The following is a 16,221-nucleotide window of genomic DNA, read 5'->3' as shown; positions in this document are numbered from 1 at the left end:
GCAGCGTGTCCAGATCCGCGCGGCCGAGCAGCGAGCGCAGGGTGGTCTGGGCGATCTGAGAGGTTGCCACCGCGAAGACCTCAACAGCGACCTGCGCACCATCATCGAAAAGCAAACCGAGCCCTGGGGTGTCGAAGTGCGGGTTGTCGAGATCAAGGATGTCGAGATTCCCGAGTCCATGCAGCGGGCGATGGCGCGCGAAGCCGAGGCGGAACGTGAGCGGCGTGCCAAAGTCATCAACGCGCGCGGGGAGTTGCAGGCCTCCGAGGAGCTGCGCGAGGCGGCCGAGACGCTGTCGAAAAGCCCGGCCTCCCTGCAACTGCGCTACCTGCAAACCCTGCTGGAGCTGGGTGCCGACCAGAACTCGACGGTGGTCTTCCCGCTGCCGGTCGACATCATCACCCCATTCTTGAAACACCCAGAGGTGTTGTCAGACATCGCCGATTCGCTCGGCGAGCATCGCTGACGGTCGGGCCTAATGGCACCGCTGGAAGGACCAATGGCCCTAACCGCGGGCGGATTCGCAGAGAATGCTTGAGGGCAGGTAGAGATCGGAGGTCCAGATGCCTGCCACGATGGTGGAAACCGAAGTCATCAAGGATGCGGTGCGCTTAGCCTGCCGTGCCCCGTCCCTGCACAATACCCAGCCATGGCGGTGGGTTCTCGACGCTGACCAACTACAGCTGTTCCTCGATCCGCGCCGGGTGATGCTCTCGGACCGCTCGGGACGAGAAGCACTGATCGGCTGCGGGGCCGCGCTCGACCACCTGCGGGTGGCGATGGCCGCCGCCGGGTGGCAGGCACATGTCGATCGGTTCCCGAATCCCAACGACCCCAATCATCTGGCGGCTATTCACTTCAGCCCGATGGAATTCGTGACCGATGCGCATCGTCGTCGCGCCGACGCCATCCTGCTGCGGCGCACCGACCGGCTGCCGTTCCTGGCGGCAGTCCAATGGGAATCGTTTGAGCCGGTGCTGCGCAACGCCGTCGACGGCGATGCCGTCTATCTGGACGTCATGCCCGACGACCTGCGTTCGTGTTTGGCCGAAGCATCCCAGCTCGCCGAGTCGTTGCGACTTTATGATTCGCGGTATCACGCCGAACTGGGCTGGTGGACAGCACCATTCGAGGCGACAGAGGGCATCCCGTACAGTGCGTTGGTCTCCGCGGCCGAGGGCGACCGGGTCGGCGTCGCACGGGCCTTTCCGGTCACCCACCAAAGCGAACGGCGGACGGGCGTCCCCGAAGACGACGCGACGCTTCTGCTGGTGTCCACCGACGACGACAGTCGGGCCGCGGGGTTGGCCTCCGGCGAGGCGCTATCTGCGGTCTTGCTGGAATGCACGATGGCCGGGTTGGCCACCTGCACGGTCACTCACATCACCGAGGTCCGGGCCACCCGTGACATGGTCCGGGCGTGCCTGGGGCGCGACGCCGTGCCCCAAATCGTGGTGCGGGCCGGCGTTGCGCCCGCGATGGACGAGGTACCGCCGCCCACGCCGCGCCGGCCGCTCAGCGAGGTCTTGCGTGTACACAGCTGAGCGGAGCTCGCGATGCGCGATCCTTGCGCCCGCCTGGTTTCCGACCCACAGTGTTGGATATGAGCCCGGATAACCCCGTCGCTGCTGCGGTCAAGATCTTTCTGGTCGACGACCACGAAGTCGTTCGGCGCGGCCTCATCGATCTGCTCAGCTCGGATCCACAACTGGAGGTGGTCGGCGAGGCGGGATCGGTGGACGAGGCGCTGGCCCGGATTCCCGCGGCGCAGCCCGATGTCGCGGTCCTGGATGTGCGACTGCCCGACGGCAACGGCATCGAACTGTGTCGCGATCTGCTGTCCCGGATGCCGGATCTGCGCTGTCTGATGCTGACCTCGTACAGCTCGGACGAGGCGATGCTCGACGCGATTCTGGCCGGCGCCAGTGGCTACGTCGTCAAAGACATCAAAGGCATGGAGTTGGCCCGGGCCATCAAAGATGTCGGCGCCGGGCATTCGTTGCTCGACAACCGCGCCGCTGCGGCGCTGATGGCCAAGCTCCGCGGCGAAGCCGAGCAACCCGACCCGCTGTCCGGACTCACCCAGCAGGAACGAGTGCTGCTTGATCACTTGGCGGAGGGGCTGACGAACAAACAGATCGCGGACCGGATGTTTCTGGCCGAGAAGACGGTGAAGAACTACGTGTCCCGGTTGCTGGCGAAGCTGGGCATGCAACGGCGGACCCAGGCGGCGGTCTTCGCCTCCAAGCTCGAACGGCCGCGGCGTAGCGATGGATAGCACTCCCCCACTGCGCGACACCCTGTCTCAGCTGCGGCTGCGAGAACTGCTGACCGAAGTGCAAGACCGCGTCGAACAGATCGCCGCCAGCGGTGACCGCCTCGACGGGCTGATCGAGGCCATGCTGGTGGTCACCGCCGGCCTGGAGCTGGATGCCACCCTGCGCTCGATCGTGCAAACCGCCACCCATCTCGTCGACGCCCAATACGGCGCCCTCGAGGTGCACGACCAGTCCAAGCGGGTGCTGCAGTTCGTCTACGAAGGCATCGACGAGGCCACCTTCCGCAGCATCGGTCAACTACCCCAGGGCCGGGGGGTGGTGGGCTTGCTCATCGACGACCCCAAACCCCTTCGGCTGGACAACATCGCCGATCACCCTGCGTCGGTGGGCTTTCCGGAGAATCACCCACCCATGCGGACCTTCCTGGGGGTGCCGATCCGCATCCGGGACACCGTGTTCGGCAACCTGTATCTGACCGAGAAGGCCAACCGGCAACCCTTCACCGAGGATGACGAGGTTTTGGTGCGGGCCTTGGCGGCAGCCGCAGGCATCGCGATCGCCAATGCCCGCCTCTACCAGCAGGCCAAGGCGCGGCAAGCCTGGATCGAGTCGACCCGCGACATCGCCACCGACTTGTTGTCGGGCACCGAACCCGCGGCGGTGTTCCGGCGGGTGGCCGAAGAGGCGCTCAAGCTGACCGGCGCCGACGCGGCGATGATCGCCGTTCCGGCCGAGGACCACACCGCCGGCGACAGGGTGGCGGAACTGGTGGTCGTCGAAACCGTGGGGGACGCAGTCGCTGCTACCGCAGGGGAGGCGATTTCGCTGGCGGACAACGCAGTTGGCGACGCCTTCATCAAGCGTGATCCGCAGCGGGTCGACCGGATCGAGTTCGACGGCGTCGACGGCGCGCGGCCCGCGCTGGTGCTGCCGCTGCGAGCCGCCGATACCGTCGCCGGCGTTGTCGTGGTGCTGCGCGAGGCCAAAGCGACACCGTTCACTGAGGAACAACTCGACATGATGGCCGCGTTCACCGACCAAGCTGCGTTGGCGTGGCAGTTGGCTACCACTCAGCGGCGGATGCGTGAACTCGATGTGCTGACCGATCGGGACCGCATCGCGCGCGATTTGCACGACCACGTCATTCAACGGCTCTTCGCGGTCGGCCTGGCGCTGCAGGGCACCATCCCCCGGGCCCGCGAACCCGAAGTCCAACAGCGTCTCTCGAGTGCCATCGATGATATGCAAGCGACCATTCAAGAGATTCGGGTTGCCATCTTCGATCTGCACGGTGGCCCGCCCGGAGCGACTCGGCTACGGCAGCGTCTCGACAACGTCATCACGCAATTCGCGGACGCGGGAGTGCGCACCGCAATCCAGTTCGTCGGGCCGCTGTCGGTCGTCGACGCCGGGCTGGCCGACCACGCGGAAGCGGTTGTGCGCGAGGCGGTCAGCAATGCCATCCGTCATGCCAACGCGTCCGAAGTGTCCGTCGACATCAAGGTCGAAGACGAGTTGGCTATCGACGTCGTCGACAACGGAAGCGGCCTCGCCGGGCCGGTCACCGAAAGCGGTCTGGCCAACCTGCGCCGTCGCGCCGAAGAAGCCGGCGGCACGTTCACCGTTGGAAACGCCGAAAATGGCGGCGTTGCGCTGCATTGGTCGGCGCCGCTGCCGTGAGCACCTCCATCCGGCTGGCTGACCAAGATGGCAGCGGTCGCCCGGCTGACCGATTAGGTTGACATATGTGAACAGCGACCGAAGTGGTTCCGCGTTCGTCGACCCGGCCGGTGCCGGGCGGTGACCGCAGAGCATTCGCAACTTGACGAGCTGCGGGCAGCTCGAGATCAGCTGGAACAGCTGGTGCAAATCATCGTCGAGATCGGTTCCGATCTTGATTTAGCCGCGACATTGCATCGAATCGTCAATACGGCGATGGAGTTGACCGGCGTTCGCCACGGGGCGCTGGGCATCCGCGGGTCCGACGGTGGCCTGTCTTTCATGCACGTGGGTATCGACAACGACACGGCGCGGCGGCTCGGCGATCTGCCGGTAGGTGACGGACTTCGCGTCGATGATGTCAGTCGTCATCCGCAGACTGCCCGGCTGCATGAACACAATCCGCAGCTGCGGGCGCTGCTGGGAATACCGATCACCGTCCGGTCCACGGACTTCGGAAACCTCTACCTGGCCGACGATCGGCCCGGCCGGGTGTTTTCCGCGTTCCAGGAGGGTGCCGTGCGGGTATTGGCCTCGGCGGCGGCCGTCGCCATCGACAATGCGCGGCTCTTCGAACGCGAGCGCGAATCGGCCAAATGGACGAAGGCCAGTCGTGAGATCACCAGCGCGCTGCTGTCCGCCGATCCGCAGACGGAACCACTGCAGCTCATCGTGAGCCGGGCGCTGGAGTTGGCCGATGCCGAGCAGGCGATCTTGCTGGTTCCCAGTGAGCCCGATTTGCCGGCCTACGAAGTCGACACCCTGGTCGTGGCCGCGACGGCGGGCCGGTATGCCTCCGAGGTGATCGGCCAGCAGGTTCCGATGGACGGCTCCACCACAGGAGGGGTGGCGCGCCGGGGCATCCCGCTGATCACTGATTCCTTCCAATACCCAATCCAGGGATTCACCGATGTCGGTGAACGTCCGGCAGTCGTCATGCCGTTGATTGCGGACGAGGCGGTGCTCGGTGTAATCGCTGTCGCGCGCAATCCGCAGCAGCCGGCGTTTGCCAGCGACTACCTGGAGCTCGTCAGTGACTTCGCCCGACACGCCGCGATCGCCTTGGCGCTGGCGGCGGGTCGCGAGCATGCGCTCAATCAGCAACTCGCCCAAGCCGACACCGTCGATGACGCGCTGCAAGCCGCAGCTGAGGAGCTGCGTCGACTGTGGCGGGCCCGCCGGGTCCTGGCCGTCACGTTCGGCACCCACAGCACCGCCCCGGAAACCGTACCCGGCGTGGTGTCGATCGGTGAGCCCGCACGTTGGGACGACCTGCCGCCACAGACGAAAGACCTGCTCCGCTCATTGTGCGACGGCGACCTGTTGGCCCCCTACACCGCAACGCCGGGAGCTGCGGGTATCGCGCTGCAGCATCCCGAGGGTGTGCTCGTGGTGTGGATCGACCTGGCCGAAAACCGACCGTTCACCCTCGAGGACCAGACCTTGCTCACCGTGCTGGCAAGCCGCCTCGGCCAGGCTCTGCACCGGCTGCACCAGGTGGACCAGCAGCGCGAAACCGCGCTGGCGTTGCAACACGCCATCCTGGGCCCCGCCGATCTGCCCCGCGGGTTTTCGGTGCGCTACCAGGCTGCCAGCTGGCCCCTGCAGGTCGGAGGCGACTGGTACGACGTCGTCGATTTGGAGGACGGGCGCATCGCGTTGGTCGTCGGCGACTGCGTCGGCCACGGTCTGGCGGCCGCCACCGTGATGGGACAGTTGCGCAGCGCCTGCCGCGCGCTTCTGCTCGACCAACCCAACCCTGGTGCCGCTCTCGCGAAGCTGGACCGCTTCGCGGCGCGGCTCCCCGGGGCGCAATGCACGACCGCCGTCTGCGCGGTGCTCAACCCCGAGACCGGTGAGTTGGTGTACTCCAACGCAGGGCATCCGCCGCCCATTTTGGTCGACGTCGACGGCACCGCCCGGGTGCTCGACGACGGGCACACCATTCCGTTGGGCATACGACCCGACCGGCCCCGCCCGGAAGCACGCGTCATCATCCCGGCGCGCGCGACGCTGTTGCTGTACACCGACGGTCTGGTCGAGCGCCGCCGCAGTTCCCTGGACGTCGGCATCGGCCGTGCCGCCGCGCTCGTTCAAGACGGCCGCGCTGCGACGCTAGATGATTTGGCCAACCAGATCATGCTCGGTCTCGCACCGAACGGCGGCTACCAGGACGACGTTGTGTTGCTGCTGTACCGCCAACCCGCCCCGTTGGAGATGAACTTCCCCGCTCACGTCAGCCACCTCGCGCATAGCCGCGCCGCCCTGCGCAGTTGGTTGACCCGCGCCGAGGTGGACCCCGACCAGATTTATGACCTGCTCGTTGCCGCCGGCGAAGCCGTCGCCAACGCGATCGAGCACGGCCACCGCCATAGCCCGGAGGGCGAGATCAGCCTGCTCGCGACCGCGCTGGTCGACCAGGTGCAGTTGACCATTACCGACACCGGCTCGTGGAAGCCGCCGCAGCCGGAACTAGACCCCCACCGCGGACGGGGGATCACACTGATGCGAGCGCTCACGCACGACGTCACCATCCAGCCCGGCGGCGCCGGAACGACAGTTCACCTATCCGCGAGGATCACCTGATGCCCACACCGCTGACACTCGACACCGCGGGCGGCAACGACGGCCAGCTCGTGCTGATCGCGGTGGGGGAAATCGACTTGAGCAACGTCGCGACATTCACTCGGTCCCTCACCGCGGCCATCACCGAAAATGCCGGCAGCACCGAGAAGATCACTGTCGACCTCAGCGCGGTCGAGTACCTCGACAGCGCCGCGATCAACGTGCTGTTCAATCACGCCGAACACATCCACCTCATCGTTCGGCCCCTGCTGATCCGCGTCCTCACCGTCAGTGGCCTCACCGAATTGACCACCGTCGAGTCTGCTTCGCCGAAAGCAGAACACTGACGTCGTTCAGCCGACGTGGGCGCGGCCGAGGTTCTTCTTGGCAACCGTGAGCAGGATCGACGAATCCTCCATAGCACTGAGCCCGTGTACGGCGTTCGGCAAAGACGAGCAGATCGCCGGTGCGGCCGATCCAGTCCGTTTGGTCGCCGACAAGGCGGACACGCCCACTCAGCACATAAATCGTCGCTTCGTCGAGGTTGTGGTGCTCGTCGAGCGCATGGCCCTCCCGCAGCGCGATAACGGTCTGCCGCAAGACTTGCTCATGGCCGCCGAACACCGTAGCCGCGCTGCGCCCGCTGTTCTCGGACCTGGCACGGTCCAACTGGTCACGAGCCAACGCGGTCAACGAGAACTTCATCATCTGAGGACACCCATCATCAGCGGGGCGCAGCTTCGGCACTGACCACTGTATGGGTTATCGGCGACCGGCGGAACGAAGCGACGGGGTGGGCGCGCGCCAGAGTGTCATCGATTCACGCGCCCACCCCATCTGGGCTGCCCCGGGCAGCCGTGTTAATCAGGCGTCAATCGGTACGCGGTCGCTGTCGTGGCTGATCTCGATGCGATGGGGCTGCGTTTCCGCGGCCACCGGGATCGTGAGTCGCAGTACCCCATCGTGGTAACTGGCCTCGATTTTGTCGGTGTCGACGTTGTCGCCGAGGATCAGTCGTCGACTGAATACCCCGCGGGGGCGTTCGGCCGATACCATTTCGCGGTCCTGGTTCAAGTCGGGACGCTCGGCGCGCACCGACAGCACATTTCGCTCGACCTCCAGATTCAACGAATCCGCATCGACTCCGGGTAGGTCGAACTCGACGATGCAACAGCCGTTGTCCCGCCAGGCATCCATCGGCATGACTGCCGGCCTGGCCGCGGTGCCCAGCATCTGCTGAGTCAACCGATCGAGTTCCCGGAATGGGTCTGTGCGAAGCAACATAATGCTCACCTCCTTGTGAGAGCAGGCGCCTCCGGGTGGGAGGACATTGCGCTTGCAGATCTCAGTATTCGCGCCGACCGCCGGGTGCCAACAGGGCCAAAGGTCCTGATTTGCAATGACTTTGACCGCTAGGAGCTGGGCTCGGCTGCCAACAGCTTGCGCAGCACGTATTGCATGATGCCGCCGTGCCGGTAATAGTCGGCTTCCCCCGGGGTGTCGATGCGCACCACCGCGTCGAACTCGACGCCGTCGGCTTTGACGTGCACGCTCTGCGGGATCGAGTCGCTGAGTGCGTTCACGCCGGTGATCTCGAAGGCTTCTTCAGCGGTGATACCGAGCGTGTCCGCGTTCTGGCCGTCGGGGAACTGTAGCGGCAGCACACCCATGCCGATGAGGTTGGAACGATGGATGCGCTCGTAGGACACCGCGATCACCGCGCGCACTCCGAGCAGCAACGTCCCCTTGGCCGCCCAGTCGCGCGATGACCCGGAGCCGTACTCCTTGCCGGCCAGAATCACCAGCGGTGTGCCCGCTTCGGTGTAGTGGACCGACGCGTCGTAGATCGTCGTCACCGGGCCGTCCGACTGGGTGAAGTCGCGGGTCCACCCGCCTTCGGTGTCGGGGGCCAGTTGGTTGCGCAATCGGATGTTGGCGAAGGTGCCGCGGATCATCACCTCGTGGTTGCCCCGCCGCGACCCATAGGAGTTGAAGTCTTTGCGGTCAATCCCATTGTCGGACAGGTACTTTCCGGCTGGCGAATCAGTGCGGATCGACCCGGCCGGGCTGATGTGGTCGGTGGTGACGGAATCGCCCAGTTTGGCCAGCACCCGCGCGCCGGTGATGTCGGCCACCGGTTGCGGCTCAGGGCTCATGCCGTCGAAGTAGGGCGGTTGCCGCACGTACGTCGAATCGGGATTCCACTCGAAGGTGCCGGTATCGGGTACCGGAAGTGAGCGCCAATTCTCGTCGCCGGCGAACACGTCGGCGTAACTGGTGGTGAACATCTCGGCCTGCAGATGGTCGTCGACAACCTCGGCGATCTCGGCTGTCGTCGGCCAGATGTCGCGCAGATACACCGGCTCGCCGTCGCTGCCGACACCCAGCGGCTGTGTCGTCAAGTTGATACGCATGGTGCCGGCCAGCGCATAGGCGACCACCAGCGGCGGGGAGGCAAGGAAATTCATCTTGGTCTCGGGGTGGATGCGGCCTTCGAAATTCCGGTTGCCGGACAGCATCGAGCAGACGGTCAGGTCGTTATCGGTCACCGCTGTGCTGACCTCGGGGATCAGCGGTCCCGAATTCCCGATGCAGGTAGTGCAGCCGTAACCGACCAGGTTGAAGCCCAGTTTGTCCAGATATGGTGTCAGCCCGGCTTTTTCGTAGTAGTCGGTCACCACCCGTGAGCCGGGGGCCAGCGAGGTCTTGACCCACGGCTTGCGGCTCAGCCCCTTTTCCACTGCCTTCTTCGCCAGTAGGGCCGCGCCCACCATCACCGACGGGTTGGAGGTGTTGGTACACGAGGTGATCGCGGCGATCACCACATGCCCGTTGTCCAACTCGACCGCGGTGCCGTCAGCGAGCTCGACACCCACCGGCGCCGAGGTCCAGTCGACGTCGTGCGAGACCGGAGGTTCGTGCGGCTTGTCATGCGGCCCATCGGTGCTGACCGCGATCGGGTCGCTGGCCGGGAAGGACTCCGCCGAGGCCTCGTCGAGGCCGTCCAGCGCCTCCGCGGTGGTTTGCGCGCCGGCGAGCAGGGCGCTGACCGCTTGCGGTGCGACCCGCAGCGGGATGCGGTCCTGCGGACGCTTCGGCCCGGCGATCGACGGCTCGACGGTGCTCAGATCCAGTTCGACGGTCTGGGAGAACGTCGGTTCGTGATCGGCATCGTGCCACAAGCCCTGTTCTTTGGCGTAGGCCTCGACCAACCGGATTCGGTGCTCGGAGCGCCCGGTCAACCGCAGATAATTCAGCGTCACCTGGTCGATCGGGAAGATCGCGCAGGTGGCCCCGTACTCGGGACTCATGTTGCCGATCGTCGCCCGATTGGCCAATGGCACGTTGGCTACTCCGGGCCCGTAGAACTCGACGAACTTGCCCACCACACCGGTGCGGCGCAGTAACTCCGCCACGGTCAGCACCAGATCGGTGGCGGTGGTGCCGGGTGGAAGTTCACCGGTCAGTTTCAGCCCGAGCACCTGCGGGATCAGCATGCTCATCGGCTGGCCCAGCATGGCCGCCTCCGCCTCGATACCACCGACGCCCCAGCCCAGCACACCGAGGCCATTGACCATCGGCGTGTGCGAGTCGGTACCGACCAGCGTGTCCGGGTAAGCCTGTAGCACGTCGGGTCCGTCGCGGGTGAACACGACCCGGGCCAGGTACTCCAGGTTGACTTGGTGGCAGATCCCGGTGTCCGGCGGCACCACGCTGAAGTCCGTGAAAGCCTGCTGGGCCCAACGCAACAGCTGGTAGCGCTCGGCGTTGCGCTCGAACTCCAGGTCGGCGTTGATACGGAACGCGTCCGCCCGTCCGAAGACGTCGGCGATGACGGAATGGTCGATCACCAACTCGGTCGGGCACAGCGGATTGATCCGGGTGGTGTCGCCACCGAGGTCGGTGATCGCGTCCCGCATCGCCACCAGGTCGACGACGCACGGTACGCCGGTGAAGTCCTGCATCAACACCCGCGCCGGTGTGTAGGCCACCTCCCGCCCGTGCGCAGCCGCCGGGTCCCACGCCGCCAGCGCCTCGACTTGTTCGGCGGTTACCAACCGTCCGTCCTCGTTGCGCGCCAGATTCTCCAAGAGCACCTTGAGGCTGTAGGGCAGGCGTTGCGCTCCGTCGATGCGGTCCAGCCGATGGATCTGATAACCGGTGTCGTCGACCGTGAGCTGATCGCGGGTACCGAAACTGTTCGAGGTCAAAGCAACCCCCTCACGGGCTGAAAACGGTTGTGGCCCCAACCTTAGGCGCCCACCACCAGGGACAGCCCGCGACTCTCACGAGCCGCCTTGCGCTTGCTGCTGACCACCAGGCGGGCCACCGCAGTCTCGATGCCGCGGGCCAGTTCTTCGACATCGGGCACCGCGTCGAAGTCGGCGAGGATGCCGAAGAACAGGTGGTCAGCGTAGCTGAGCATCGCGACGCCGGTCCTCAGTTGCATCGCGATCGGTGGCACCGGCATCACACCGACGACCTTGCGGCCCATGATCGTCATCGGCTCGCGCGGTCCCGGCACGTTAGTGGCCAGGGCGGTCACCCCGCGCTGCGGCAGCCGGGTCAGCAAGCGGATCGCCCAAGCCGTCAACGCGAACGGCATGACATTGGCCATCGATACGGCGGCGCTGCCTGCTTGGCGCTGTCCGTTCGACTTGGTGCGGGTCAACCGAGCATGGACCAGCCTCAGCCGGCGGATCGGGTTTTCCACCTCGACGGGTAGATAAGGGAGCATGACCGAGACGCGGTTGTCTGTCTTGCCGAACGCGTCGGCAGAACGCACCGACACCGGCACCAGGGTGCGCAGTGAATCGGCCAGTGGCTCCTCGCCGCGTCGGGTCAGCAGCGCCCGGTAGCTCTCGGTCAGCGCGGCCAGCGCGACGTCATTGAGCGTGACATCGAATGCCTCGCACACCTGTCGCACATCGTCGAGCGAAACGCGAGCCGCGCTGTAGCGGCGCAGACTGCCCATCGGTCCGTTCAGCGACGACGACGTCGGACGGAGCAGGCCGGCGGCGATTTCGGTTGCCCCCCGGGCCGCGCGGGCGGCGGCCACCGTCACTGCGGCCGATGTGGTGAATAGCCCGTTCATCCAGTTCAGCGGATTGACGACGCCAGCCAGCGAAGCTGCCCAATTACCACCGGGTTCCGGCTGTTCGGTGGCTGCGCGGATATGGCTGGCGAAGCTTTTGCCCACCCCGCCGTCGGACAGTCCGGCAAGCATGTGTGCAGTCGCGATCCCGTCGGCGATGCAATGGTGGACCTTCATCAGCATCCCCCACCGATCGTCGGCCAACCCTTCGATGACCCAGATCTCCCACAGCGGACGGCTGCGATCCAGCCGCCGTGCCATCAGGTCGGCGATCAACCGGTATACCTCCGAGTCGTCGCCTGGATGCGGCACGGCAATGCGGCGAAGGTGGCGGGTGATATCGAACTTGGGGTCGTCGACCCATTCGGGTGCGCCGAGGTCGAACGGACGCAGCCGCAACCGCTGCATGAACCGGGGGCAGGCGGCGATGCGCTCGGTCATTGTCGTGGTCAGCGCTTCCCGATCGGGTGGTGGCCCCTCGAGGATCACCAGGCCGCCGATCGCCAGACTCACCTGGGGATCGGAATCTTCGGCCTTCAAGAAACCCGCATCGAGTGTTGTCAATTGCTCCACGGCTCTACCTCCCATGGCATCTGTTACGCCTCGTTACTAATATCTCGCCTGCCGAGCACGCGGGGCAGGGCCATAAGTCCTCAGTTGGGCGGTCTGGCAGCGAGGGTCAATCCGAGGTACGAAAGACGTATGACGCGACGGTGACGAGCTTTCCGTCGGCACCCTCGTCGTACAGCAACACTCGGACCGCAACACTGCCGGTGGTGCCCGCGATCGGCTGGCCTTCGGCCCTGAAGGGGCCCACCTTGCCGCGGGCAAGAAACATGACGTGCGACGAAAGCCCCTGCAGTCGATCGGTTCCGATGAGCCGGGCAGCGCTGTCGAGCGCCGCGGTCTCCAGTGCCACGAACTGCGGCCCCACGTGCAGCGCGGCGTCCGGGGAGGCCACCTCCGCCGACAGTTCGGGTAATGCCCACGCGCCGTCCGCTCGCCGGTGAGCACCGAAAACCTGCCAGAGCGGAGGAAGGGTGGGTGAGTCGACGACCTCAATCGGTTCGACCGTCATTTTCTGCAGCCCGTCCGGCGGCACTCCGATGCTGACGCCCTGACCCTCTGTCAGCGCGAGCACTCGATCGCGGTTGTCGGCGTCGACAATGCGGGACCGGCTGTAGGCCATCCGTTGACCGCGTTTCAGGTCTTCGGTAATGACTTCGAAGCGCGAGACATCACGTCCCGGATCGAGCACCTGGCAGGAATGAATCACCGGGTTCGGCACCGCCTCCATGTCGGTGACCAGGCCCCCTTCGGGTGCAGCGATGCCAAGAACGGCAAACAGTATGCCGCCGGCGCGATTACGCATGTCGTGTCGCACAGTGACCGTGTCGTCGGCTGGACCGACGTTCATCGACGCATGGCTTCGCCCGATATAGCGATAGCTCAACAGGCCGCCCCAGCGCCGTTGCAGCTCCTGGGCGTACGCCGCGGGATCCGAAGTCAGCTCACGGATATCTCGAAGCACAGTCCTGATCCCTTCAGTCATCCCACCCTATCTCTGTCCGCCTGCGTTAAGGTCCGGTGCGACACGTCGACGCACCACCGGAGAGGACGGACCGCATGGACCTAGGCCTTGACGGCGCAACCGCGGTTGTCACAGGTGGCAGCAAAGGGATGGGCCTCGCCATCGCCGAATGCCTGGCAGCAGAAGGCGCTTCGGTGGCGGTGATGGCGCGCGACCAAGCCGCACTGGACGCGGCAGCCGAGCGACTCCGCATGGCCGGCGCGCCCGAAGCCCTGCCCATCAGTGTCGACATGGCCAGTGCCGAATCGATCACCGCAGCGTTCGAGACCGTCAACGCGGCCTGGGGCAGACTGAACAGCTTGGTGCACACCATCGGTCCCGGTGCCGGCTTCTTCGAGGACCTCGATGACGCCGAATGGCACCGGGCATTCGACCTCGGCACCATGTCCGCCGTCCGCTCGATTCGCGCCGCGCTCCCCATGTTGCGGACCGCGGACTGGGCACGCATCGTCACCTTGTCCGCCCATTCGATCCAACGCCAGAGCCCACGCCTCGTCGCCTACACGGCGGCCAAGTCAGCGTTGACGAGCGTAACGAAGAACCTGTCGAAGAGCCTTGGCCCCGAGGGGATTCTGGTCAACTGCGTGTGCCCGGGCACCATCGTCACCGCCAGTTTCACGGAGCACCTCAAAGACATCCTCGCCGCCGAGGGACTGGACTCAGCAGATCCACACGACGTCATGCGGTGGGTCGAGAACACCTTCCACCACCCGTGCGACATCGGTCGCGCCGGGCTGCCCGAGGAAATCGCGTCGATAACGATCTACCTGGCCTCGCGCCGCAACGGCTATGTCACGGGAGCCACCGTCAACGTTGACGGCGGCTCCGACTTCATCTGAGCTCAGCCCGGAAGCCCGATAGCTTTGGACTCCATGTATTGGTGCAGGCCGCGGATTCCGCCGCCCTCGCGACCGAGACCGCTTTGCTTGAAACCGCCGAACGGCGCGTCGCCGGGTGCCTTGCCGTTGATCGCGATTTGGCCGGTGCGGATGCGGCGCGCAACGCCGACAGCGCGATCGACCTCGGCGCCCCATACCGCACCGGAAAGTCCATATCGGGAGTTATTGGCGATCGCGACGGCGTCGTCGTCGTCACGGTAGCGCAGCACGGTCAGCACCGGCCCGAATACTTCGTCCTGGGCGATCGTGGCGTCCGGGTCCACGTCGGTGAGGATCGTCGGCTCGAAGTAGAAGCCGGTGGCCAAGCCGGCCGGGCGCCCTCCTCCGGTCACCAGCTTGGCCCCGTCGTCGACGGCGGCGGCGACATGTGCTGCTACCCGGTCTAATTGCATGCGGCTGATCAGCGGGCCCATCTGCACCGCCGGGTCGACGGGGTGACCCACCTTGACCCGGCGCGCAAGTGCCACCAGCTGCTCGACGACGTCGTCGTGGATTTGTTCTGGTAGCAACAGCCGGCTCTGCAGGATGCAGGCCTGCCCGGCATGAAATGTGCAGGCATCGAATAGGATTCGCTCTAGAGCGGCATGGTCGAGGGTCATGTCGTCGAGCATGATATTGGCCGATTTCCCGCCGCACTCCAGCAAGATCCGGGTCATGTTAGCGCCGGCGGCGGCCATCACCTCGCGGCCGACCGCCGAGCTGCCGGTGAAGCTGATCATGTCCACCCGCGGGTCGGTCGTCAGCAACTTGCCCGCGTCGATCCCACTCGGCGTGACGACGTTGACCACACCAGGCGGGATGTCGGTGTGCTCGTCGATGATCCGCGCCAGCGCAAGGCCGGCGAGCGGGGTCAGTGGCGACGGCTTGAGCACGACGGTATTGCCCGCGGCCAGTGCCGCGCTGAGTTTCATCACGTTGAGCATGTGCGGGAAGTTCCACGGCGTCAGGATCGCGACCACGCCCAACGGCTCGTGGCGTAGCAGCGTGGCCCCGTTCTGCTCTTCGGTCAGCTGCAGCGCGAGTTCGGCTGCCCGAGTGGGCAAGTGCGCGGCGTTGTCGACCTGGATTTGTCGTTCGTTGGCGACGCAACCCCATTCGATTTGTGCCAACGCGACAAACTCGTCGGCGTGCTTGTGCAGCGCGTCGCCAAGTTGGACGAGGCACGCTGCGCGCTCCTCGGCTGCGGTGTCGGCCCACGGGCCCGAGTCGAACGCCCGCCGGGCAGCCGCAATCGCGTCGTCCACTTGAGCGACGGATGCATCGGGCGCGCGGGCGATCGTCTCTTCGGTGGCCGGGCAGATGTCTTGGTAACGACCGTTTTCCGGGTCTGTCCACCGTCCGTCGACGTAGAGCCCGTAGCTGTCGATCAGCGAGCGTGAGCCCATCCGTTACTCCTCTAAGCGGGATTCCGCCGGGTCCGCGAACTCCCCCGCGCGGATCGCTCATGCGGCGTATCGGGGCGCGGAAACAGCGGCCGCAAGCCCGCCGGCGGCCGAAACGGCGCCCACTCGCCGCGTGGCTGCGCCAACCGGTCCGCGACTGCAAAGACCACCGCCGGATTGTGCCCGTAGCCGAAGTGGCTGCCGATCACCGCAATGTTTTCGGCTTCTGCCGAGCGAAGATCGAGACACGCCTGCCAGGCGACCACCCCGTCGTATCGGGAATAGATCGACGTCGCCGGCACCGGCAGGGCTTCAGTTTCCAGCTCCAGCGGCGCCGAGGCCCGCTCGACATGCAGATGCGAGAAACGGTTGAACGCCGCATTGGCACGGGTTTGGTTTCTGTCGGTGAGCCGAAACGGCGTGCCGAGCGTGATGACCTGGCGTACCGACGTTGGGCGCCGACGGGCCATCGCGCGCGCATAGATGCCGCCGAGACTCCAGCCGATCACGCTCACTGGACTGCCATACCGGGTGTGTAACTCATTCAGGCGATCGCCCATGCCGGTGACCGCTTGTGAAGTCGGGCCGATGTTTCGGCCGAGCCGCCAGCCGTGCACCCGGTATCCGAGGTCGCGCAGCAGACGCCGCAATGCCAACGTCGATCCGTCACCGGCCAACAGACCGGGCAGCA

The 16,221-nt window shown here is 65.8% G+C and carries 12 protein-coding genes and 2 pseudogenes; 7 read left to right on the top strand and 7 right to left on the bottom strand.

The features are described 5' to 3' along the window. The 6 genes and pseudogenes from A5707_RS14990 to A5707_RS14965 form a co-directional block, all read left to right on the top strand. Positions 1 to 466: SPFH domain-containing protein (locus A5707_RS14990; RefSeq protein ID WP_269455152.1), on the top strand; the 466-nt coding region annotated here is incomplete at its 5' end. A 97-nt stretch (positions 467 to 563) separates the two neighbouring features. Next, on the top strand, positions 564 to 1,544 hold the full coding sequence (locus tag A5707_RS14985) for an Acg family FMN-binding oxidoreductase (protein WP_065015253.1): 981 nt from the start codon (positions 564 to 566) through the stop codon (positions 1,542 to 1,544). A gap of 59 nt (positions 1,545 to 1,603) precedes the next feature. Further along, positions 1,604 to 2,278 (top strand): hypoxia response regulator transcription factor DosR/DevR, encoded by a 675-nt coding sequence (gene dosR / locus A5707_RS14980; RefSeq protein WP_065015252.1) that lies wholly within the window; start codon positions 1,604 to 1,606, stop codon positions 2,276 to 2,278. Continuing rightward, positions 2,271 to 3,959 (top strand): GAF domain-containing sensor histidine kinase, encoded by a 1,689-nt coding sequence (locus A5707_RS14975; protein ID WP_065015251.1) that lies wholly within the window; start codon positions 2,271 to 2,273, stop codon positions 3,957 to 3,959. The genes dosR and A5707_RS14975 overlap by 8 nt, the downstream gene beginning before the upstream one ends. Positions 3,960 to 4,026: 67 nt before the next feature. Then, a pseudogene (locus A5707_RS14970) lies at positions 4,027 to 6,584 on the top strand (SpoIIE family protein phosphatase). Continuing rightward, the gene (locus A5707_RS14965; protein ID WP_065015249.1) at positions 6,584 to 6,910 is read left to right on the top strand and encodes an STAS domain-containing protein; all 327 of its coding nucleotides are present in this window, start codon (positions 6,584 to 6,586) and stop codon (positions 6,908 to 6,910) included. The pseudogene A5707_RS14970 and the gene A5707_RS14965 overlap by 1 nt, the downstream one beginning before the upstream one ends. A 6-nt stretch (positions 6,911 to 6,916) precedes the next feature. Here the strand turns inward: A5707_RS14965 and A5707_RS24540 are convergent. From A5707_RS24540 to A5707_RS14940, 5 genes and pseudogenes are all read right to left on the bottom strand, one after another. Continuing rightward, a pseudogene (locus tag A5707_RS24540) lies at positions 6,917 to 7,271 on the bottom strand (cupin domain-containing protein). A gap of 156 nt (positions 7,272 to 7,427) precedes the next feature. Further along, a complete protein-coding gene (locus A5707_RS14955; RefSeq protein WP_065015247.1) occupies positions 7,428 to 7,847 on the bottom strand; it encodes an Hsp20/alpha crystallin family protein in 420 nt (139 codons plus the stop codon). Between the two features lie 128 nt (positions 7,848 to 7,975). Beyond that, entirely contained in the window at positions 7,976 to 10,774 is a 2,799-nt protein-coding gene (locus tag A5707_RS14950; RefSeq protein WP_065015246.1) for an aconitate hydratase, read from the bottom strand. Between the two features lie 41 nt (positions 10,775 to 10,815). Beyond that, a complete protein-coding gene (locus A5707_RS14945; protein ID WP_156657970.1) occupies positions 10,816 to 12,231 on the bottom strand; it encodes a WS/DGAT/MGAT family O-acyltransferase in 1,416 nt (471 codons plus the stop codon). A 106-nt stretch (positions 12,232 to 12,337) separates the two neighbouring features. After that, complete coding sequence (locus A5707_RS14940) at positions 12,338 to 13,189, bottom strand: hypothetical protein (RefSeq protein WP_065015254.1); 852 nt, start codon at positions 13,187 to 13,189, stop codon at positions 12,338 to 12,340. A gap of 95 nt (positions 13,190 to 13,284) precedes the next feature. Here A5707_RS14940 and A5707_RS14935 point away from each other — a divergent pair, with 95 nt between their 5' ends. Further along, entirely contained in the window at positions 13,285 to 14,088 is an 804-nt protein-coding gene (locus A5707_RS14935) for an SDR family NAD(P)-dependent oxidoreductase (RefSeq protein ID WP_065015244.1), read from the top strand. Between the two features lie 2 nt (positions 14,089 to 14,090). Here the strand turns inward: A5707_RS14935 and A5707_RS14930 are convergent, their stop codons facing one another. Together A5707_RS14930 and A5707_RS24180 are read right to left on the bottom strand one after the other, a co-directional pair. After that, positions 14,091 to 15,533, bottom strand: coding sequence for an aldehyde dehydrogenase family protein (locus A5707_RS14930; RefSeq protein WP_065015243.1), 1,443 nt, complete (start codon positions 15,531 to 15,533; stop codon positions 14,091 to 14,093). A gap of 11 nt (positions 15,534 to 15,544) precedes the next feature. Beyond that, positions 15,545 to 16,221, bottom strand: a 677-nt coding sequence (locus A5707_RS24180; protein ID WP_065015242.1) for an esterase/lipase family protein, incomplete at its 5' end; no start/stop codon positions are given.

Origin of the sequence: Mycobacterium kyorinense (genome assembly GCF_001672775.1) — a bacterium.
In the GTDB taxonomy this organism is placed as follows: Bacteria; Actinomycetota; Actinomycetes; order Mycobacteriales; family Mycobacteriaceae; genus Mycobacterium; species Mycobacterium kyorinense_A.
The sequence above is the reverse complement of the archived record's forward strand: the minus strand, read 5'-3'. Positions and strand labels throughout refer to the sequence as shown.

Excerpts from the sequence above, each read along its gene's own strand:
- A5707_RS14985 (WP_065015253.1), top strand. The coding sequence starts at position 564 with ATGCCTGCCACGATGGTGGAAACCGAAGTCATCAAGGATGCGGTGCGC.
- dosR (WP_065015252.1), top strand. The coding sequence starts at position 1,604 with ATGAGCCCGGATAACCCCGTCGCTGCTGCGGTCAAGATCTTTCTGGTC.
- A5707_RS14975 (WP_065015251.1), top strand. The coding sequence starts at position 2,271 with ATGGATAGCACTCCCCCACTGCGCGACACCCTGTCTCAGCTGCGGCTG.
- A5707_RS14965 (WP_065015249.1), top strand. The coding sequence starts at position 6,584 with ATGCCCACACCGCTGACACTCGACACCGCGGGCGGCAACGACGGCCAG.
- A5707_RS14955 (WP_065015247.1), bottom strand. The coding sequence starts at position 7,847 with ATGTTGCTTCGCACAGACCCATTCCGGGAACTCGATCGGTTGACTCAG.
- A5707_RS14935 (WP_065015244.1), top strand. The coding sequence starts at position 13,285 with ATGGACCTAGGCCTTGACGGCGCAACCGCGGTTGTCACAGGTGGCAGC.
- A5707_RS14930 (WP_065015243.1), bottom strand. The coding sequence starts at position 15,533 with ATGGGCTCACGCTCGCTGATCGACAGCTACGGGCTCTACGTCGACGGA.